This is a genomic window from Candidatus Berkelbacteria bacterium (assembly GCA_016432625.1).
Lineage (GTDB): Bacteria > Patescibacteriota > UBA1384 > 2-12-FULL-50-11 > 2-12-FULL-50-11.
In genome coordinates this window covers 71273-88870 of record CP066697.1, presented here as the reverse complement: position 1 = coordinate 88870, position 17598 = coordinate 71273, and the positions used below count along the sequence as shown (strand labels likewise).

The window sequence follows — 17598 nt, the reverse complement described above, 5'->3', positions numbered from 1 at the left end:
TTCAGGCACCTCTATCGATGATGCGGGCTAGCAACCGCCTGTCCTCCGTACTCAACTTTTCTTGGACCAGTAGTTTCTCTTGCAGATAGAAGCGTAGCGCCGCGCGATTGGCCGCGATTATTGCCTGAAGCTGGGTGACTACTTTATCAGCCGAATCGTGACCGACTGAAGTCTCGAGAGCCCTAACCTGGCCCTCTATACGACGCAGACGGGCTATTAATTGCTGTTGCGTTTGTTTATCCACATTACCCCTTTAGATTTTTATATACCTACCCTGGGTATTATTAAAGATGTGGATATGTGAATTGCGAAGTATCAGCTACGTGCTGTCTACAGTTCTGTAACTTGGCCGAGTTCGGGTGCAACAACACTGACGTGCGGTATGGCGCGCTTTATATTTTCTTCGAAAAGTGCGGTTTTATCGGCATCAGCATGCACCACGAAGACCTTGGCGTTATCGGCATAACGGAGACCGTGGAGCCAGTCTAACAGCTCCGAGTTATCCGCGTGGCCAGAAAAGACATCCGCGCGCACTACCTTAGCTCTAATCGGTATTCGCTCGCCGAGAATGTTGACGGTAGACGCGCCGCTTAGGATATGGTCGCCAAGCGTGCCTGGAGCCTGGAAGCCGACAACCAGCAGGTAGGTATTGGGCCAACCAAGATAGCGTTTCAGATGGTGATGAATGCGGCCGCCTTCCATCATGCCCGAGCCAGCGATAATTATTTTTGGCGGCGCCTGCTCATTAATGGCTTTTGACTCATCGACGGACGTCGCCAGCGCCAGACCCTTAAACGAGAAAATATCGTCGTCAACTCGACGGACTTGTTGGACGTCCTTGCGGTAAAGCTCTTGGTGGCGTTCAAAAACTTGAAGCGCCTCGATGGCGAGCGGGCTATCAAGAAATATCGGGATTTTCGGCAATTGGTGTTTGTTAAACAAGGTGTTTAAGAGGTAGAGGAGCTCTTGGCTACGCTCTACGGAAAACGCCGGTACGAGCAGTACGCCTTTGCGCTCGGTAACCCAATCCACCGCTTCCCTGATGACCGCCAAGCGATCCAGTTTGTCTTCTCGCTCTCGGCCACCATATGTGCCTTCGGTGACGACAACGTCGGCCGCGAAGCCAGTTTCCGGCTGAGGCAGCAGAACGTTCGGGGCGTGACCGACGTCACCGGAAAACACAATGCGTTTACCGCCTGCTTCAACGCTAATTGCAGCCGACCCCAAAATATGGCCGGCGTCGTAAAGCGTGAACCCGTCGCTACCGAGCAGTGCGTGCCGTTGGTGATATGGTACCGCCTGAAACATCTCCAGTGTGCGCTGTAAATCAACTCGTTCAAACAATAGCGGCTTACCAGTTCGCTCGTGGCGATGCGTCGCCAAATCAAGCGCGTCCTGCAGAACCAAACCAGCTAGTTCGATAGTTGCTTCAGTAGTAAAAATGGGGCCTTTATAACCGCCTCGCACCAGCATCGGTAGGCGACCGATGTGATCGAGGTGAGCGTGTGTCACCACGACCGCTTCAACTTCGGAGGGATTATAGGCAAACGGCTCGTCGTTGTGCTCGGTAATCTCGTCCGCTCCCTGAAACAGGCCGCAGTCGACAATGTATTTATGCTCACCGGTGTCAATAAGAAAATTCGAACCAGTTACCTCACCGGCCGCGCCGTAGAAACCAAGTTTAACCATCAGCACCGCGGGCAACTCGTCGCAGGTCTTCGTGGGCCATCTTGAGAACTTTCTGGACTAAGCGTTTCGGATCCTCGTCGAACACAATCAGGTTGCGGCCACGATGAGCCACGGTCAGCAAATGGTCCAATTCATCAGAGATGCCGCCGGAGTCTGTCAGGATGCCGATCGGCTTTTTATCTTCAAAGGCAATCGTGAACTCGTTCAAGGTTCCAATACGGCCATGGATGAAAATCACCGCATCAGTTGCGCGAATGAATAATAGATTGCGTCCGGAGTATCCAAACCCAGTGTATATCGCAAAATCAGTGTATTTGTACGGTAGTTTATAGCGCCGAACGTGGTCGTGAAAGCTAGAGGCCGGCGAGATGCCTAAGGTAAAACCGCGTGCGCGTTTGGCGCCGCGGGCCGCTTCGTTGGGTATGCCGGTCGTGTCTCCGGTTACAACAATCGCCCCAGCGCGTGCCAGGTAGTAACCGATAAGTTCAGCTTTGCGCGCTGCTTCCTTGCCCGAAATGACCGCTGAACCAGAAACTCCTACTTTGATCTGTTGCATCTTATACCTCACCCCGAACTATATTAGTAACGATGTGACAGATATGAGTGATACGAATAATCTGTTGAATTTCCCCTCCTACTAAACATTTAACCTGGACGTAGACGTTTCGTAAAGGCGGCTGTCCTGATTGTTTCGAGAGTGCCGCTGCGGTAAAATATGCCAGTACCTTATTGTTTGAGTGAGTACTTTTTATAAGAAAGTCTCGCGCAGGACGAGCGGGCATGGTTGCCGCGTAGCGGCAGAGCGAGTCCGAGCGGAAGGACAAAATCCTCGCTGGGGATTTTGAGCCGTCTTTCGCTAAAAAGTACGAACGTATTCCGGAGTAGCTCAGCGGTAGAGCAGTGCGCTGTTAACGCATTGGTCGTCGGTTCGAATCCGACCTCCGGAGCAGATGAAAGATCTCGAAAAACGCGTGTCTGCGATCGAAGCTCGCAACGCAAAAGTGGCCTCCGATAAAGAGTGGGAGACTAGCCTGATTCGTAAAATTATCCTGCTTATTACAACGTACTTATTAATTGGCGCTTATATGCAACTGATGGGGATAAATAGGCCGTGGGGCAATGCGATTATTCCTTCGATAGGGTTTCTGATCTCAACGCTAACCCTGCAGTGGGCGAAAAATGCTTGGCTCAAGAGCCGGGATCGCTAGCTCGACAATCCCAGGTTCGGGAGTAAAATCTAAGCGATGAACGGCGAAGAGATGCTAAAACAGTACGACACGATGGGAAAAGATTACGTCAATTACCAGCGTAAATTCTTTTCCAATAAAGAGGATTGGACCAGGACGAAGCTTCGGGCCGAACTGAAGAGGGTCAAAGGGCCGGTATTGGATATTGGCTGTAGTGCCGGTGACGATGTTAAGTGGTGCGAGGGTAACGGCATTGAGGCGTTTGGCATTGAACCCTCGGAAACAATGTACGAACTGGCTAAAGAGAATGTCGGTCACCCCGAAAATATCAAAATCGGCGGTTATGAAAATATTCCGTTCTCTGATAACTTCTTTGGACTAATTATGGGGCGCTTCTCTATGCACTACCTCAATAAATTTTCAAAAGCTCATCGGGAAATGGCTCGAACTTTGAAACCAGGCGGTAAATTGCTGCTAGCCGTGAGCCACCCAATATTCGATACATTCACGATTTCCCGCACAAGAGAGGCGCTGGTTGCGGTTAAGCTCTACGGAGGTAAGGTTACTGTCACATTCCCTCCCCATAATATAACCGACTACCTTTCCGAGGAGTTTATGCAGCTCTTTGACCTCAAAGAATTAGACGAGTCCGCTTCAATCGATGCAGAAAATCCCGAGCAGATACCGGAGACGCTCTTCATTACTGCCAAAAAGCGACAGAATTAGCTCGATAATTTCAGGTTCAACTGTACAATTAGATCGATGTTAATTGAAAAACTCCTAGCTCAAGCCGACATCCGGCTTGATGGAAAGCGTGCTTGGGATCTTAAGGTAAACGACCAGCAAGCCTTCCAAAGAACGATCTTCGGCGGCATTTTGGGGATCGGAGAGAGTTATATGGATGGTCAGTGGGACTGCCAATCGATTGACCAACTAGTGTACCGAGCCTACAAAGCAAACTTGGCGAAATCTCTCTATAAGCATCCTACTTGGCTGATTCACGCTGGGCTTGGCTACTTACTAAATACTGGCAGTCGCTGGTACGCTAAGCGTCTTGCCAAAGAGCACTACGATCTTGGCAACGATTTATTCCAGGCAATGCTCGACCATCGGCTAGTTTATACGTGCGGGTACTGGAGAGGCGTAAAGTCACTAAACGAAGCTCAGGAGCAGAAGCTCGACCTTATATGCCAAAAGTTGAAGCTCAAGCCGAAAATGAGAGTGTTGGATATTGGGGGCGGTTGGGGCAGTTTTGCAAAGTATGCCGCTCGAAAGTATGGGGTTTCGGTAGTAAATATCACGGTTTCAAAAGAGCAAGTTAAATTAGCTAACGAGCTGTGTGAAGGATTGCCTGTCGAAAACAGGCTGGCCGATTATCGTGACGTTAACGAAAAGTTTGATGCAGTAGTTTCGATAGAAATGTTCGAAGCTGTGGGCTGGAAAAACTATCGTCACTATATGGATGTCGTTCATCGATGTCTGCCCGAAGGTGGGCTGTTCGTGTTTCAAACAATCGGGGGCAATTTCTCGACAACCCACACTAACCCTTGGATTGATAAGTATATCTTTCCGGGAGGTATGCTTCCTTCCCTCGAACAGCTTGATCGAGCGACTCAAGGGCTCTTTATTGAGGAGGGTCTAGAAAACTTCGGTACTGATTACGACAAGACGTTAATGGCCTGGTGGGATAATTTTGATAGAAATTGGCCTAAGCTCAAAAGTAAGTATGGGGGAAGGTTCTACAGAATGTGGAAACTCTACCTTCAAGGTTGCGCTGGCTCATTCCGTGCGAGAAACCTACAGCTGTGGCAAATTACTTACTCCAAGGCAAAGTAGCTCGACATTTCCAGGTTCGGGGGTACAATCAAGTGAATGGAAGTTGACCAGAAACTATACGATGCTGCCCGATCACTATTGGAAGAGCACCCTGATCAAGCAGTTAGTGCTTGTTACGTCGAAGACGGCCAAATCCTGACGGGGGTTTCGACTGACAGTCCGCACGATCAAGTCTGCTTGTGTGCCGAAGCTGGGCCGATTTGTGAAGCCCAAAAATTAAAGAAGAAAATAGTTGCCTCGATTTGTATTGCTAATAACGATAAGACCGGCCAGGTTATCATTTATACGCCGTGCGGTATTTGCCAGGAACGCTTTTTCTGGTTTGGTGAGGATGTTCGAGTAGCAATTCCCCAAGAAAACGATCCGACCAAGTGGCAATCAGTATCGTTGAAGCAAGTTCAGCCGTATTGGTGGCGATCCTCTAGCTTAGGTTAAGCGCAGCCTAACCTCCTGCACAATTCGGAGCGAACGAAGAGCTAGTCCTTGTGGCGGGCTGTTTGTTTTATACAGATCGTCCAGTTTAGTTAGGAAGAAATAGGTATAGGATAATACAGATGAAAACAACAACTATTTTAATAGTAACCGTGCTTGCGGCTATTATCCTGGGCGGGGGTTATTTAGCTTCCCGAAACAATAGTAGCGTCGAAAAAGTTGAGGTCCAGCCAAGTGTGGGCGATTCTGCCAAGTCCGAAGAAACTGACGAGGTTCCCGACAAATTTATCGGTGATATCACCATCGAACAAGCTCGGACTATCGCCCAGAACCGCCGCCCTGGCAAAACCATTGAGAAAATTGAGCAGGAGGTCGAGGAGGGCGTTGGGGTTTATAGCGTCCGATTCACCGACAGCGGTCGCGTTGATGTTAATGCGGTAACCGGTGAAATCATGAGAGTCGAGGCTGGCGACGGCGAGTAATACTTTCTCGACATTCCCAGGTTGGGAAATTGTTGGCGGGTTTATAAAACTTCCAATTACCCTGCTGCTTTTTGAGATACTATTGGTCTAAAGAAAGGAAATTAATGACCCAAAAAATAACCCCAAATTTATGGTTTGACGGCAACGCAAAGGAAGCTGTAGATTTTTACGTTTCGGTATTCCCAAACAGCAAAATATTATCGACCGAGCATTATCCCAAAAGCGCCGAGGAGGGTCTGGCTGATTTTCAGAAAGACTTAGCCGGCGAAGTATTAACAGTCGAGTTTGAGCTTGAGGGGATGCGCTTTATCGCCATCAACGCTGGTCCCGAGTTCAAGTTTAACGAAGCCGTATCTTTTGCCATTGCCAGCGAAGATCAAAAAGAAATCGATTACTACTGGGAGAAACTCTCAGCCGTGCCAGAATCGGAGCAATGTGGCTGGTGCAAAGATAAGTACGGCTTAAGTTGGCAAATAGTGCCCAGGGATATGGAAGAACTGATGCAGAAACCAAATGCTTTCTCCACCCTGATGCAGCAAAAGAAGATTGTGATTGACAAGTATTAACCCCACCTCCTTCACAAACAGGGCTGAATAGAGTTATTGGTTGTGATACGCTTCAGGCATGCAAAAAATAGCAACTCGAGTATTTATCTACTCCTCAATAGCTTTTGGCATCTTAGGGATCTTCATGGTTCTGACCGGAACCGATCCAGATGACAGCAGTACTGGCCTAAAGTTAGTAGTCACGAGGCTTTTCCTGACTTCTATTTTTATCATTCTGCCATCATTTGCCTTGAGCGTTGCGAGCAAGTACTTAAACGGCAAGTCCTAGTTTGCCAGGCCTGTTAGTTACTGGTTAAATACAATCACTGTGGTCGTCCTCCAACCATGCGCCACTCATTCGGCGAACGACATGGCGGACGCCAAGACCAGACAGAGCGAATGAGTACGTCTGCGTCGACCTGGGCATCGTCGAACCCGGCACGACAGGCACTCATCAATTAACGAAGGGGTGATATGGAAAACCAAGACAAAAGCCCTCGGGATTACGAGAAGGAATATGACTGGAGCCACGAGAACAGCCTGAAACATTGGCGGGCGTGGGGTTCGTGGTTCAGCTGGGGAAGCCCGATCGGATTGGGGCTGTTCTTCATCTCCGCGGCATTCACGCTCTGGATATTAAGCCAGTCCTTTAGCTGGAAGTAACCCTTCCCGCACTAAAGCAGCACTTGTCATTACGACGGTGCTGTTTTAGTTAGCGAGGCGTATAAGCTCGACTTTTTCAGGTTCGGTAGTACAATTTGGAAAATGGCGGAGCCAAAAACCAAAGCAACTAGTGCGAGTGTTGAAGAATTCTTAAATAAAGTTGAGCCGGAGCAAAAACGGGCCGACGGCTTCATGCTCCTAGAACTGTTTAAAAAAGTTGCCGGCGAAAAACCGGTAATGTGGGGACCAACGATGGTTGGGTTTGGCGTTTATCACTACAAATCCGAGCGGAGTAGCCAGGAAGGTGACTGGCTAAGAATTGGTTTCTCGCCGCGAAAATCTGCCCTAACCTTATACGTCCTAACCGGTGATCAAGACGCGCCTTTGCTAAAGAAGCTCGGCAAGCACAAAACGGGCGTCGGCTGTTTGTACATCGACAAACTGGCCGATATCGACCTGAATGTCCTGGAAGATTTAGTCAAAGCTTCCTGGGAGTATATGCAGAAGAAGTATCCAAATGGCTAAAGAAATTTCAGGCGGGACGGCGCACAAATTACCGGATGATCTGAAAAAACTTTTAGCTGCCGACAAGGCGGCGCTCGGCAAATGGGAAAGCCTGACGCCGCTCGCTCGTAATGAGTGGATTTGTTGGGTGGAGTTCGTCAAACAAGCCAAAACTAGGCAGGAACATATCGACCGGGTCGTTCCTGAGCTCAAAGGAGGCAAACGCCGCCCGTGCTGCTGGCTCGGCTGTACGCACCGCACCGACAAGCAACTGAGCAAATCGCAGCAGTGGATCCTTGAGAAACGAGCTAAGAAGGCGTAGCTCGACTTTTCCAGGTTCGAGACTACAATTGTGGAAATGGCGCGGCGGAAGAGCTCCAAATCTCTACTCAACGATTCGCTCTTTGCGGCGATATTAGCGGTTGTCATTGTTCTGCTCGTCGTACCGTGGATTTGGAAAATTGTAATCGGCATAGCGGCATTAATTTGTGCCGCTCTCTACGTATACCTTTTCCGACAAAGGATGGAGCGGCTGCGAGCCAGCGGCATGCTTGAGATTGATCGCATGGACGGCGAGGCGTTCGAGCAAAAGCTTTGGCTGGTGTTCCAAGACTTGGGCTACGCTGTCCAGGCAACTCCGTATCGAGGCGATTGGGGCGCGGACCTAATTGTTGTCAAGGACGATATCCGAACAGTTGTTCAAGCCAAACGTTACTCCAAACCAGTTGGCCTCAAAGCAGTTCAAGAAGCGGTCACGGCCCGAGCGAAATACAATTGCACTCACTCGATTGTGGTCACGAATAACTTCTTCACCGCTCAAGCCCGAGAGTTGGCCTTTCACAACGGCACCGAGCTTTGGGACAGAGATAAGTTAGTCGAGATGCTCAAACGCACCATGGGTCCTAAGTAACATACGGTTAGCTCGACATTATCCGGTTCGGGAGTACAATTTTGAAAATGCTAACTATCTACCTGGCTAGGCACGGACAAGACCTAGATAACGTCAACGGCATCCTGAACGGCCGGCGGGATATGCCCTTAACCGAAAAAGGCGTTGAACAGGCGGGGATCGTCGCCGAGGAGCTGCAGCAGACCGGTATAAAAATTGACAAGATATACTCATCGCCCCTCAAGCGTGCCTATCATACTGCCGAGATAATCGCCGAGACACTTGGAGTTTCAAAACCTGAAAAACTGGATGGCTTAATTGAGCGTGACTTTGGCGTAATGACCGGCAAGCCACAGGCGGAGATCGAGAACCTCTGCGCCCCAGATATTCTGAAAACCGACACGGTAACATATTTCCTCAGCCCTGAGGGCGCGGAAACTTTTCCCCAGTTAGTTGATAGAGCAAGACTGACGCTTAATTCGATTCGCCGCGCTCATCAGGACGGCAACATATTGCTTGTAAGCCATGGCGACATCGGCAAAATGATTTACTGCGCCTACTACAACTTGGCGTGGCAAGAAATTCTAACGATGTTCCACTTCGGAAATTCCGAGATCCTCGTATTATCACCACGCTCTGATCCCAAGGACGTTTATTTAATTCGTACGGCACAATATAATCTGTAGCAATGAAACCGTTTCCCGTCCCGATAGTTATTGGTGGTGTGCGTGAGCCAATGGCGGCGCTCGACAAGGTAAAAATAATCGAGAACCACGAGCCGTTGGTTGATTTACGGATCGCTTGTCCGCTGGTTATTTTTCCGTCTGACGCCGGTACCCCCGATGGCATGCAGCCGTACCTCAGAAAAACTGCTGCCACGATGCTCGACCAGGCATCGCGCCGTCTTCCAGAAGGTCTTCAACTCTTTGCGCTTAGCGCCTGGCGTAGTTTCGAGCGCCAAAAAAGCCTCTGGCAACAGCATTACGACCTCCACAAAAAAATTCACCCTGACTGGCCTGAAGCAAGTTTACGACGAGCGGCCAATCAGTACGCTGCTCCCTGCGACCACTACGCCCCGCCGGGACACTGTACCGGTGCCGCCATTGATGTCGTACTACAAACAACTGACGGTCAGTTTGTCGATATTCTGCCTGACTGCGGCAAAGACACTGCCGGCATCCACCAACAGCAGCGGATCTTCGAAAATCTTTCCTTATCTGACGTTACCAAGTGGAAGCTTGGAGCAACTTGGGCCACGCACCTATCACCAGAAATGCGAGAATACCGAACCATTCTAATTAAGGCGATGTACGGTGTAGGTTTCTCTAACTGTCGCGACGAGTACTGGCATTTTTCTTACGGCGACTCTGGCTGGGCGGTCCGCGTCGGGAAAAAAGAATGCCCTTACGGCAGAGCCGAGGTGCCCAAGTCGAAATAGCTCGACAACGAGCACGGGGGCAGTTACGCTAAAAGTTAATGAGTCGAGTAAGAAAGGTTTTTCTTTTCGTTGCAGTGCCTTTACTCATCATTTTCGTTAGCGTTGCCGTTTACTTTCTCAGGTCAAACCCTCCCGTCACCCAGAACGCGACTAAGAATAACGATCAGAATACGATCGGCGATCAATCCAACCCCAAGGACGCAATCAAGGCCGGTCAGTCATTAAGTAATAACCACTGCGAAGGCGAGGGCGTGCCTTATAAGCTGTCGGCCTCACCGATGAAAATGGAGGACTTTACCCACATCATTCCTTATGGCCTAATGGTTGGCGGACACGTGACACCGATTGATCATCAATATTTCTCACCCGCCGACTATAAATCGCCGATCGATGCGTACGAAGTCCGGGCGATGGCCGACTCAACGATCGTTGATATTGGCACCAGAAAAAATGAAACCCATCCAGCCACAGAATATCGCCTGGTCTTCACCGTTAGCTGCACTTTCTTCTACTACTACGACCTCGTTACAAGCTTAGCGCCTGAGATTAAAGCTGAATTTGACAAGAATAATCGTAATGGCTTTTTCAGCGGCACAATCGTCGTGAAAGCCGGCCAACTTATCGGCCGCATCGGCGGCCGGACGCTCGATTTTGCCGTTTGGGATACGACCAAACCGGTGACTGGTTTCATTAAGCCCTCAAGCTATGAAGCCGAGCGCTGGAAACTCTACACTGCTGACCCGCTTAACTACTATACTGACGAGCTAAAAGCATCCTTACTGAGTAAATACGTCCGCCAAGCTGAGCCTGTCAGCGGTAAGATTGATTATGACATCGACGGCAAGATGATCGGCAACTGGTTCGAAGAGGGCTCCAATGGTTACATGGGCACTGAAGCCAACCGCAATGCCGGTGCCTACTGGAAAACTCATCTTTCTATTTCGCCGGACCATTTCGATCCAACACAATCAATCATCTCGATGGGATTTTTATATAAAGTGCTCGAGCACGATGACGATATGCAGTACGCCATATTGCCTGGCAGCGCCAGCCCGGCAAGTGTCGGTGTTGATACTGGGCTAGTAAAATACGACCTTGGTGGATGGGATTACGTTAAGACAGATGGCTCAAAGTGGGACAAGATGGGCTTCACGGCCGATGCAGTTACTTTGAAGCCAAATCCCTCGCAACACTTCGGCTGTGCCCTGGGACAGCTTATAGAGACCCAAAAACTCAAGTTCGAATTATTCGTCGGTAAGAACTGCAGCGCGATAACGAGCTTCACAGACAAAGCAAAGATCTATACCCGATAAAAGCTCAGATGAAATTACTCCGCTTAGCCGGGTATATTCTGCTCGGTTTAGTTCTGGTTCTTGGCTTGAGAGCAAGCTGGTCCTACCTTAAAGACCGTCCCGAGTCATTTCTAGGGCACGAGGAGATCGCTATCGGTTTGCCCTACCACAGCCAGGACGAGCCAACCGGAATCCGACCGCTTGGCGAGATAGAGTCAGTTCACCCTAACGGTCACGAGGGGATCGATTTCCAATGGGCCTACGCCGCACAGCTTGTTGCCACTTCTGACGGCATTATTACCGGCGTCACTAAAGCCAAGGACGGGGACGCAGCGGTTCTCTACGTCACACTCAAAAGTGGTGAATATAAGTCAGTTTACAAAGAGCTAGAATCGGTAGCGTCAGGCATTCGGCGTGGCACTAAGGTTAAACAAGGCGACTTACTCGGCTACCCACATGGCACACGTTTTCCTGAGGGGCACACGAACTATCAGCTGCACTGGGAGTTTGGCTACGATAGTTTTCCCGGCTTTAGCCGTCTCTGCCCGCTTGAATACTTCGACGCCGATTCTAAGGCAAGGATAGAACAAGCCTGGGCCAAGATAGTCCCCGCTCACACAAACCCCACCGGCCAGGCGCTCTGCAACGAAAAGTTTGCCGGCCTTGGTAACTAGGCCGAATTCTTAGCGATACGGCGCCGGCGACGGCTAATTATCGAGCCAACCAGCGCCACAACCAGTAACGTTAAACCTCCGAGAGAGACTAAGCCGAAGACTGACTTCAGTTGCTGAGCAATTGCTACCCCAAACTCCGGTGGCAGGGAACTTAGCCCGCCTCCGTCACCGTTAGACGGTGGGTTACTGATTAATAAGCCGAACGCCGCCCCGGGTAACCCTAGAACGAATAAGATCAGCCCTGGATTGCCGAGACGTCCCCAGCCAAAGCTAAAGAAGACGAGGCCAATCAAAAATAAAACCGTGACGGCAATGCCGATCGTTAGAAAACTTGAAATCTTCTCGTGAGTGTCTTTAGTTAGAAATCGTAACAGGGAGGCGTCATTAGCCAACTTTTTCTGCTCCTCAGGGTTATCTGTAAAGCGCTTAACGGCGCCATCAACACCTTCGTTGTAGAGCGGCTCCGTGATCTGACGGAAGATTTTCAGGCGCAACTCTCGAGGCGATAGCTTCTCAACATCATCTCGACTAATAGTAATTGCCGGGATAGTCTCAATTGGGCGAATGAGCTCTTCGTCAGATTCTTTCAGTTTCGCCTTGAACTCTTCAACGGCTTTCGGATCATCCAGGCCACCACCGTCACGGCTAAATAGCGTCGCTAGGGCAACTGTCGACAGGTCAACGGCCGTTTTTTCTTCGGTAAGCCGATTAGCTAATGAGAGTGAGAGGGTAAGAGTAAGGGCGAGAGTAAATAGAATGCCAAAAAACCATTTCAGATCAACATACCAGTAGGGCTTGGAGACGACCTCTTTCATTAAATCTATATTATCAGCATCCGCTATCCGCTGCCGTCGGGATAGGCTGAGGGTATATAATATAACTGATGCCAAAAACGAGTTTAGGCAAATGGTCGGTTACCTTAGCCATCGCTTTCTTTGTCTTTGTAGCTGTCCAAGTATTATTCGTGACTTCAGGTGAGCGCGGTGGCGAGGAATTTTTTGATAATTGGAGTCTAGCTGTGACAGGTCTTGGGGCTGCCGCGTCAGCCGTTGCCGCCTTCATCTGCGGAGTTATCGCCCTAGTTAAAGGCGAGCGTTCGGTGGCGGTGTACATAGCCATAATCGTCGGTGCCTTCATGCTAGTGTTCTTATTGGGCGAAATTTGGACGGAGCATTAAACTCGACTTCTCCAGGTTAGGGACGTAGAATTAGGTTATGCGGATCTATTTTATTCGTCACGGTAAAAGTGTGCTTAACGAAAGCGGTATCCACCAGGGACCAGAGACGCCCCTCTCCGCGGTCGGCAAAGAACAAGCCAGCTACGTTGCCCGACGACTTAAACACGTTGTTTTTGAACAAATAATCTCTAGCGACATGGATCGCGCTAAGGAAACGGCAGAGATTATCCATCGGGAGACTGGCGTCCCGTTAGAGATAACACCGCTCGCCCGTGAGCGTAACCTCCCCAAAGAGTTTCATGGCAAACCGCACGACGACCCGACGTTGGCCGCGGCAAAGGCCGAGATTGAGAAGAATATCCGCAACCCCGATTTCCGTCATTCAGATGAAGAGACATTTTTCGACTTGAAAGATCGAGCTAAAAAATTAGTGACATTTCTCGAGGGACGGAAAGAGAAAGCCGTTGTCGTAGTCCTGCACGGCACGATTCTGCGCTATGTACTTGCCACCATGGCTTACGGCGACGATCTTGACTGGGATAGGTACATCGGTTTGGCGAAGCTGCTTCAACTTAATAACACCGGCATTACGGTCTGCGAACAGCAAGAGGGGCGTTGGAAACTTATCACCTGGAACGACCACGCTCACCTTGGCGAGGTTAACTAATGCAGGTCGAGATTGAGGCGAAGTGGTTAGACATCAATCCGGACGAATTTCGCGAAAATTTACAACGTCTTGGTGCCAAACAAATCCACCCCGAGCGCCTGATGCGACGAATGGTGTTCGACTACCCCGATTCGCGTCTCGAAAAAATCGGCGGCTGGGTACGGGTACGTGACGAGGGCGACAAGATAACCTTTTCATACAAACAGCTTAACGACCGCTCCTTACACGGCACCCAGGAGGTGGAAACCACTGTTGGAGATTTTGAAAAAACTGGACAGCTTCTTAAAGCGATCGGCTTGATTCAGCGTTCTTACCAGGAAACGAGGCGAGAAAAGTGGGTCCTTGGCGACTGCGAGGTCACAATTGATACCTGGCCGTGGATACCAACTTTCGTCGAGCTAGAAGCGCCCCGCGAAGAGCTACTGAGAACATCGGCTGAAAAAACTGGCTTAAATTGGGACATGGCGATGCACGGCAGCGTCGAAACTGCCTACCAAAAATACTACGACTTCACTGAGCACGAGATCGACAACTGGCCAGAAATAACTTTCGTTCCAGAACCAGATTGGTTGCTGGCTAAAAAGAAACAGCCGCAGGGATAAATCCCTGCGGCCAATTCGAGATCGCGGTTAGGCTGTGCCCTTGCCACTAAGGAAGCTAGCGATGAAATGCTTGAGGTTGGCTCGCGGCACGATCGAGTCGATCTGCGACGTGTCCATACCTTCCGCAGGATATATCTTCGCTTCCGGAGTCTGGATATGCCGCAGCTTCTCTACGTCACGCGGATAGATGGTCTTAGCCACCTCCGGTCCCGCAAAGCCGATGCGCGCCCTTGGCTCAGCGATTTTCAAGCCGTAAGGGACAGAGGCAAAGCTGGCCGTAGCGCCGCCATAAGAGGGGTCGGTGAAGACCACCAAATATCGGAGTTTGCGCTCGATAACTCTACCTAACGTCGCCACAGTTTTGGGCATCTGCATCAGCGAATTCAACCCCTCTTGCATCCGCATACCGCCGCTCGCCAAGAAGACGATAATCGGCAGCTGACTGTCACATGCGTGCTCGAAGAGGCGGCAAAGCTTCTCGCCCTCAGCGCCGCCAAGCGTGCCGCCGATAAAGAAGAAGTCGAAAACAGCCAAGGCGCATGGCAAGCCAGTAACCGTGGCCGTACCGGTGAGTACGGCGCAGTTTAGGCCCGTCCGTTCCTTGGAGCGTAACAACTTGTCCTGGTACTCGGGGAACCCGAGTGGGTCAGCAGCGGTGATGTCGGTGAAGAGCTCGTTAAAAGACTCTTCGTCAGTAAGTTGGGCCACTCGCACTCGAGCTGGCAGAGGGAAGTGGTAGTGGCAGCGTTGACATACCCAGAGCTTCTGTTTGAGATGCCCTTTGAAGTCAGTCGTCTTGCATGCCGGGCATTTAACGAAGTTATTGTTTGTTGTCAAAGGGCTCCTCCGGGAACAGCAATGCTATCGCAGAATCTTACCATAAAAGAAACAGCCGCAGGAAAATCCTTGCGGCTGTTTGAAGTGCGTCGGACACGCCGCCGCTATCGAGCTCGATCAGCGTCGAAAGCGCTCAAGCAGCGCCATGCCACCATCTTTCGCCAGGTCGAGGAGTGCCAGAACCAGGAAACCGGCTGTCAGAACGACAAACGTGTTCCAGGTAATCGCAATCTGAAGGCTACCGCTCGGCGCGCTCGACGCGACCCCCATGGCGATGAAGCCGAATAGGAGCGCCAGTATCGCCAGCGCCGCCCAGACGATCGTCAGCGTCAACGACTTTAGCGTGCTAAAGACCGACGCCACAAGCGTAAACGGCAGGAGGAGAATAGCCAGGATCGACTGCTTCGAGGCTGGCTTAGTCGCCGAGGAAGCCTCCGTCGACTCTTTAGACTCAGTCGTCGGTTGAGCCGACGAGTTCGATGCGGTTTTGGGTTGTTTACCCAATCTCATGAGAAAGAACCTCCTAGTGTTCTACCAATCACACTTTGGTTGGAGGAAATTCTAACACAAAGACGCCGCAGGTGTAAGAACCTGCGGCGCTTGGGAGGCGGGACGAGTTGGCCTAGTCGGCCGGTGGGGTGACGACGTCGGCGATGTTGTAGCTGACATCAGCGATTAGCTTGACGCACCAGGTCTTGTCAGCCATTTCGACCGACTCATCGACGAGATGAACACGATCGAGGTTCACTTTCTCGATGGCCTGGGCGCCCTCAGGGAACCACTCCTTGACCGGAACGGCCTTGTCGGACTTGCGGGTACAGACACCCGCGCTGCGACCGCTGACGGCGTAGACGCTGGTGAGCTGGCCAGACTCGATCTCGTCTTCGATCGCCTTGGCGCTCTTGTAGTCGTTCCTCTGGGGGTCATAAGCAAAGACAACGGCGAATGCTTGGGTTTCCAATTTCTAATTCCTCGCTCCACCCACTAGCTGATTGCTGAAGGTAAAGACGCGGATAAATATAGCAAAAATTTGACTATAAATGAAGGCGCTAGCCTTGATACTAAACAATCTTAAGCTTAAAATAGCTCCACAGTATTCAGGAGCTAGTACCTATGAGCCAAAAATCACCGATCATGATCGTCATCGCCTTTGCCGACGTAACCGGCAAACTTGCCACAACACTCCGCACCGATCTAAGCCACGGGCTGCGTCACGACCATCGAGGGGTAGCTCGGGGTTACTGCCTGCCAGGAAATATCCGCCTCGTGCTGAATGATTCAGCGACAGACCCCGATATCCTCATCAAGCATCCGACTGACGATGAGATGGGCAGAGTCGTCAAGCGTATGCGGGTTCGCAAAGAGGAAGTGACCAAGGAGAAGTTCTTCTCCATCCGTCGCGCCTTCCAAGAACCAGTTGTGGTACTAATCCCCAGGGGAAATAAGGACCAGCTCGCTCACGTGGCTACTCTGCATGGGGAAGTCCTGGCAGCAATCACCAAGATTGCTCGAACCAGGGAGCGAGTCGCCACAACCTAACCGTCATCCAGATGCCGTCGCCCTCGAGCGACGGCATCGCCACATTACCGCTCAACTGATTGAGTTTGGGCTAATATTCCGCTACAATCCCTCTAATCATCGCACCTTAACTGCCGTCTAGCGGTTCGTTTTTGGTGCGACAGGAGGAAGAAGAAGAATGAGTTCGAAATCAATCGTTGTCACTAGTCCCCTGGATCTTAGCGAAGAGCAGAAGAACCGTTTGGGACGCCAACTGGTAGTCAGCTACCACGATTCGGAACCAGCAACCGCCGCCGAGTGGCTAGAGCGCTGCAAAGGCTTCGAGTTCGTCTGCTCCGGTAAGTCAGGGATGACCTGGCCAGTTAAGGACGACGGCCCGAAGGACGACTATGCGCTGTACCACCTGGAGGCAGGTAGCTGCGTGTCGTTCCCGTTCGTCAACGTCAATCTATTCCCAAAGGACAGAGTGCGTGAAGCGGGGATAAACCTTGGCTACGCGCCCGGCTGCAACGCCGGCTCTGTTGCGGAGTGGGTGATGCTGGCGATACTGGGCATCTACCGCCTTCCTCACGACGAGGATGGGGACATCTTACAGAGGAAGCGCAGTCTGATCGGCAAGAAGCTGACGGTCCTTGGGGGCAACGGCCACGTCGGCAAAGAGGTCATCAAACGCGCCCAGCCTTTCGACATGGAGGTCACAAACTTCTGTCGTCACAAAGAGGATGCCTCCTCGGCTCCAAGTTGTCAGAGTGACCTGACGCTTGCGGTGGCTGATGCCGATGTTGTGGTCAACTGCCTCAGCAGCAATCCCGAAAACCAGGGGATGCTCAATGCTGAGTTCTTTCAGTCGATGCGGTCGGGAAGTGTCTTCGTCACAATGACCAGCCCGGCTTCGACCGGTGGGGTCTGGGTTATTCCCGACCTGCTGGCCGCGCTCGATAGCAATCATCTGTACGTGGCGGCCATTGACATCGGCAACCGCGCTCCGGGCGACGAGACCGCGCCCACTTACCTGGAGGTGAAGGATCACCCCGCGATCTTGGCAACGCCACAGATCGCTCACTTCACTGACGTTTCGGCCGAAAGATCGTTCGACATGATGATCGATAACATCGAGGCCGCCATCAAGGGCGAACTCATGCCCTATTCCTGGGCATAAGAAGCTC

Annotated in this window: 27 protein-coding genes and 1 tRNA gene; 21 read left to right on the top strand and 7 right to left on the bottom strand. The window is 51.1% G+C overall.

Features of this window, described 5'->3' with window-relative positions; genetic code table 11:
• Nucleotide 1 precedes the first annotated feature (1 nt).
• The 3 genes from HY845_00485 to HY845_00475 form a co-directional block, all read right to left on the bottom strand.
• Nucleotides 2–244: a metal-sensing transcriptional repressor gene (locus tag HY845_00485; protein QQG51820.1), complete on the bottom strand. Its 243-nt coding sequence runs from the start codon at nt 242–244 to the stop codon at nt 2–4.
• Nucleotides 245–330: 86 nt separating this feature from the next.
• Nucleotides 331–1689: an MBL fold metallo-hydrolase gene (locus HY845_00480; GenBank protein ID QQG51819.1), complete on the bottom strand. Its 1359-nt coding sequence runs from the start codon at nt 1687–1689 to the stop codon at nt 331–333.
• Nucleotides 1682–2245 carry a hypothetical protein gene (locus HY845_00475; protein ID QQG51818.1) on the bottom strand — a complete coding sequence of 188 codons (564 nt, stop codon included), beginning with the start codon at nt 2243–2245 and terminating at the stop codon, nt 1682–1684. The genes HY845_00480 and HY845_00475 overlap by 8 nt, the downstream gene beginning before the upstream one ends.
• Before the next feature lie 319 nt (nt 2246–2564).
• Here HY845_00475 and HY845_00470 point away from each other — a divergent pair.
• The 16 genes from HY845_00470 (at nt 2565) to HY845_00395 (ending at nt 11631) form a co-directional block, all read left to right on the top strand.
• Nucleotides 2565–2636, top strand: a tRNA-Asn gene (locus HY845_00470).
• Between the two features lie 3 nt (nt 2637–2639).
• A complete protein-coding gene (locus HY845_00465; protein QQG51817.1) occupies nt 2640–2897 on the top strand; it encodes a hypothetical protein in 258 nt (85 codons plus the stop codon).
• Between the two features lie 36 nt (nt 2898–2933).
• Nucleotides 2934–3602, top strand: a complete 669-nt coding sequence (locus HY845_00460; GenBank protein ID QQG51816.1) for a class I SAM-dependent methyltransferase — start codon at nt 2934–2936, stop codon at nt 3600–3602.
• Between the two features lie 36 nt (nt 3603–3638).
• On the top strand, nt 3639–4712 hold the full coding sequence (cfa, locus tag HY845_00455) for a cyclopropane fatty acyl phospholipid synthase (protein QQG51815.1): 1074 nt from the start codon (nt 3639–3641) through the stop codon (nt 4710–4712).
• Between the two features lie 36 nt (nt 4713–4748).
• Nucleotides 4749–5147, top strand: coding sequence for a cytidine deaminase (locus HY845_00450; GenBank protein QQG51814.1), 399 nt, complete (start codon nt 4749–4751; stop codon nt 5145–5147).
• A 119-nt stretch (nt 5148–5266) separates the two neighbouring features.
• Complete coding sequence (locus tag HY845_00445) at nt 5267–5626, top strand: PepSY domain-containing protein (GenBank protein ID QQG51813.1); 360 nt, start codon at nt 5267–5269, stop codon at nt 5624–5626.
• Between the two features lie 104 nt (nt 5627–5730).
• The gene (locus tag HY845_00440) at nt 5731–6192 is read left to right on the top strand and encodes a VOC family protein (protein ID QQG51812.1); all 462 of its coding nucleotides are present in this window, start codon (nt 5731–5733) and stop codon (nt 6190–6192) included.
• Nucleotides 6193–6250: 58 nt separating this feature from the next.
• Nucleotides 6251–6460 (top strand): hypothetical protein, encoded by a 210-nt coding sequence (locus HY845_00435; GenBank protein QQG51811.1) that lies wholly within the window; start codon nt 6251–6253, stop codon nt 6458–6460.
• Nucleotides 6461–6645: 185 nt separating this feature from the next.
• Nucleotides 6646–6834 carry a hypothetical protein gene (locus HY845_00430; protein ID QQG52160.1) on the top strand — a complete coding sequence of 63 codons (189 nt, stop codon included), beginning with the start codon at nt 6646–6648 and terminating at the stop codon, nt 6832–6834.
• Nucleotides 6835–6936: 102 nt separating this feature from the next.
• Nucleotides 6937–7359, top strand: coding sequence for a DUF1801 domain-containing protein (locus HY845_00425; protein QQG51810.1), 423 nt, complete (start codon nt 6937–6939; stop codon nt 7357–7359).
• Entirely contained in the window at nt 7352–7660 is a 309-nt protein-coding gene (locus tag HY845_00420; protein QQG51809.1) for a YdeI/OmpD-associated family protein, read from the top strand. Before HY845_00425 ends, HY845_00420 begins: the two co-directional genes overlap by 8 nt.
• A gap of 36 nt (nt 7661–7696) precedes the next feature.
• Nucleotides 7697–8248: a restriction endonuclease gene (locus HY845_00415; protein ID QQG51808.1), complete on the top strand. Its 552-nt coding sequence runs from the start codon at nt 7697–7699 to the stop codon at nt 8246–8248.
• Between the two features lie 47 nt (nt 8249–8295).
• Nucleotides 8296–8913 (top strand): histidine phosphatase family protein, encoded by a 618-nt coding sequence (locus HY845_00410; protein ID QQG51807.1) that lies wholly within the window; start codon nt 8296–8298, stop codon nt 8911–8913.
• A gap of 2 nt (nt 8914–8915) precedes the next feature.
• Nucleotides 8916–9665, top strand: coding sequence for a D-alanyl-D-alanine carboxypeptidase family protein (locus HY845_00405; protein QQG51806.1), 750 nt, complete (start codon nt 8916–8918; stop codon nt 9663–9665).
• Nucleotides 9666–9703: 38 nt separating this feature from the next.
• A complete protein-coding gene (locus HY845_00400) occupies nt 9704–10978 on the top strand; it encodes a hypothetical protein (protein QQG51805.1) in 1275 nt (424 codons plus the stop codon).
• Nucleotides 10979–10986: 8 nt separating this feature from the next.
• Nucleotides 10987–11631 carry a peptidoglycan DD-metalloendopeptidase family protein gene (locus HY845_00395; GenBank protein QQG51804.1) on the top strand — a complete coding sequence of 215 codons (645 nt, stop codon included), beginning with the start codon at nt 10987–10989 and terminating at the stop codon, nt 11629–11631.
• Here the strand turns inward: HY845_00395 and HY845_00390 are convergent.
• Nucleotides 11628–12446, bottom strand: coding sequence for a hypothetical protein (locus tag HY845_00390; protein ID QQG51803.1), 819 nt, complete (start codon nt 12444–12446; stop codon nt 11628–11630). The two genes, HY845_00395 and HY845_00390, sit on opposite strands and share 4 nt — an antisense overlap.
• A 68-nt stretch (nt 12447–12514) precedes the next feature.
• Here HY845_00390 and HY845_00385 point away from each other — a divergent pair, with 68 nt between their 5' ends.
• From HY845_00385 to HY845_00375, 3 genes are read left to right on the top strand one after another with little or no spacing between them, the layout of a single operon-like run.
• Nucleotides 12515–12808, top strand: coding sequence for a hypothetical protein (locus HY845_00385; GenBank protein ID QQG51802.1), 294 nt, complete (start codon nt 12515–12517; stop codon nt 12806–12808).
• 37 nt (nt 12809–12845) lie between these two features.
• Nucleotides 12846–13475, top strand: a complete 630-nt coding sequence (locus HY845_00380; GenBank protein ID QQG51801.1) for a histidine phosphatase family protein — start codon at nt 12846–12848, stop codon at nt 13473–13475.
• Nucleotides 13475–14077 (top strand): class IV adenylate cyclase, encoded by a 603-nt coding sequence (locus HY845_00375; GenBank protein QQG51800.1) that lies wholly within the window; start codon nt 13475–13477, stop codon nt 14075–14077. Before HY845_00380 ends, HY845_00375 begins: the two co-directional genes overlap by 1 nt.
• A gap of 27 nt (nt 14078–14104) precedes the next feature.
• Here the strand turns inward: HY845_00375 and HY845_00370 are convergent, their stop codons facing one another.
• From HY845_00370 to HY845_00360, 3 genes are all read right to left on the bottom strand, one after another.
• The gene (locus HY845_00370) at nt 14105–14785 is read right to left on the bottom strand and encodes an acetyl-CoA carboxylase carboxyl transferase subunit beta (GenBank protein QQG51799.1); all 681 of its coding nucleotides are present in this window, start codon (nt 14783–14785) and stop codon (nt 14105–14107) included.
• Between the two features lie 246 nt (nt 14786–15031).
• Nucleotides 15032–15424 carry a hypothetical protein gene (locus HY845_00365; protein ID QQG51798.1) on the bottom strand — a complete coding sequence of 131 codons (393 nt, stop codon included), beginning with the start codon at nt 15422–15424 and terminating at the stop codon, nt 15032–15034.
• Between the two features lie 112 nt (nt 15425–15536).
• Nucleotides 15537–15875, bottom strand: a complete 339-nt coding sequence (locus tag HY845_00360; GenBank protein ID QQG51797.1) for a hypothetical protein — start codon at nt 15873–15875, stop codon at nt 15537–15539.
• A gap of 152 nt (nt 15876–16027) precedes the next feature.
• Between HY845_00360 and HY845_00355 the strand changes: the two genes are divergently transcribed.
• Both HY845_00355 and HY845_00350 read left to right on the top strand, forming a co-directional pair.
• Nucleotides 16028–16453: a hypothetical protein gene (locus HY845_00355; protein ID QQG51796.1), complete on the top strand. Its 426-nt coding sequence runs from the start codon at nt 16028–16030 to the stop codon at nt 16451–16453.
• Between the two features lie 157 nt (nt 16454–16610).
• Entirely contained in the window at nt 16611–17591 is a 981-nt protein-coding gene (locus HY845_00350) for a hypothetical protein (protein QQG51795.1), read from the top strand.
• The last annotated feature ends 7 nt before the right edge of the window (nt 17592–17598 follow it).

Excerpts from the sequence above, each read along its gene's own strand:
- HY845_00480 (QQG51819.1), bottom strand. The coding sequence starts at position 1,689 with ATGGTTAAACTTGGTTTCTACGGCGCGGCCGGTGAGGTAACTGGTTCG.
- HY845_00475 (QQG51818.1), bottom strand. The coding sequence starts at position 2,245 with ATGCAACAGATCAAAGTAGGAGTTTCTGGTTCAGCGGTCATTTCGGGC.
- HY845_00465 (QQG51817.1), top strand. The coding sequence starts at position 2,640 with ATGAAAGATCTCGAAAAACGCGTGTCTGCGATCGAAGCTCGCAACGCA.
- HY845_00460 (QQG51816.1), top strand. The coding sequence starts at position 2,934 with ATGAACGGCGAAGAGATGCTAAAACAGTACGACACGATGGGAAAAGAT.
- cfa (QQG51815.1), top strand. The coding sequence starts at position 3,639 with ATGTTAATTGAAAAACTCCTAGCTCAAGCCGACATCCGGCTTGATGGA.
- HY845_00450 (QQG51814.1), top strand. The coding sequence starts at position 4,749 with ATGGAAGTTGACCAGAAACTATACGATGCTGCCCGATCACTATTGGAA.
- HY845_00445 (QQG51813.1), top strand. The coding sequence starts at position 5,267 with ATGAAAACAACAACTATTTTAATAGTAACCGTGCTTGCGGCTATTATC.
- HY845_00440 (QQG51812.1), top strand. The coding sequence starts at position 5,731 with ATGACCCAAAAAATAACCCCAAATTTATGGTTTGACGGCAACGCAAAG.
- HY845_00435 (QQG51811.1), top strand. The coding sequence starts at position 6,251 with ATGCAAAAAATAGCAACTCGAGTATTTATCTACTCCTCAATAGCTTTT.
- HY845_00430 (QQG52160.1), top strand. The coding sequence starts at position 6,646 with ATGGAAAACCAAGACAAAAGCCCTCGGGATTACGAGAAGGAATATGAC.
- HY845_00425 (QQG51810.1), top strand. The coding sequence starts at position 6,937 with ATGGCGGAGCCAAAAACCAAAGCAACTAGTGCGAGTGTTGAAGAATTC.
- HY845_00420 (QQG51809.1), top strand. The coding sequence starts at position 7,352 with ATGGCTAAAGAAATTTCAGGCGGGACGGCGCACAAATTACCGGATGAT.
- HY845_00415 (QQG51808.1), top strand. The coding sequence starts at position 7,697 with ATGGCGCGGCGGAAGAGCTCCAAATCTCTACTCAACGATTCGCTCTTT.
- HY845_00410 (QQG51807.1), top strand. The coding sequence starts at position 8,296 with ATGCTAACTATCTACCTGGCTAGGCACGGACAAGACCTAGATAACGTC.
- HY845_00405 (QQG51806.1), top strand. The coding sequence starts at position 8,916 with ATGAAACCGTTTCCCGTCCCGATAGTTATTGGTGGTGTGCGTGAGCCA.
- HY845_00400 (QQG51805.1), top strand. The coding sequence starts at position 9,704 with ATGAGTCGAGTAAGAAAGGTTTTTCTTTTCGTTGCAGTGCCTTTACTC.
- HY845_00395 (QQG51804.1), top strand. The coding sequence starts at position 10,987 with ATGAAATTACTCCGCTTAGCCGGGTATATTCTGCTCGGTTTAGTTCTG.
- HY845_00390 (QQG51803.1), bottom strand. The coding sequence starts at position 12,446 with ATGAAAGAGGTCGTCTCCAAGCCCTACTGGTATGTTGATCTGAAATGG.
- HY845_00385 (QQG51802.1), top strand. The coding sequence starts at position 12,515 with ATGCCAAAAACGAGTTTAGGCAAATGGTCGGTTACCTTAGCCATCGCT.
- HY845_00380 (QQG51801.1), top strand. The coding sequence starts at position 12,846 with ATGCGGATCTATTTTATTCGTCACGGTAAAAGTGTGCTTAACGAAAGC.
- HY845_00375 (QQG51800.1), top strand. The coding sequence starts at position 13,475 with ATGCAGGTCGAGATTGAGGCGAAGTGGTTAGACATCAATCCGGACGAA.
- HY845_00365 (QQG51798.1), bottom strand. The coding sequence starts at position 15,424 with ATGAGATTGGGTAAACAACCCAAAACCGCATCGAACTCGTCGGCTCAA.
- HY845_00355 (QQG51796.1), top strand. The coding sequence starts at position 16,028 with ATGAGCCAAAAATCACCGATCATGATCGTCATCGCCTTTGCCGACGTA.
- HY845_00350 (QQG51795.1), top strand. The coding sequence starts at position 16,611 with ATGAGTTCGAAATCAATCGTTGTCACTAGTCCCCTGGATCTTAGCGAA.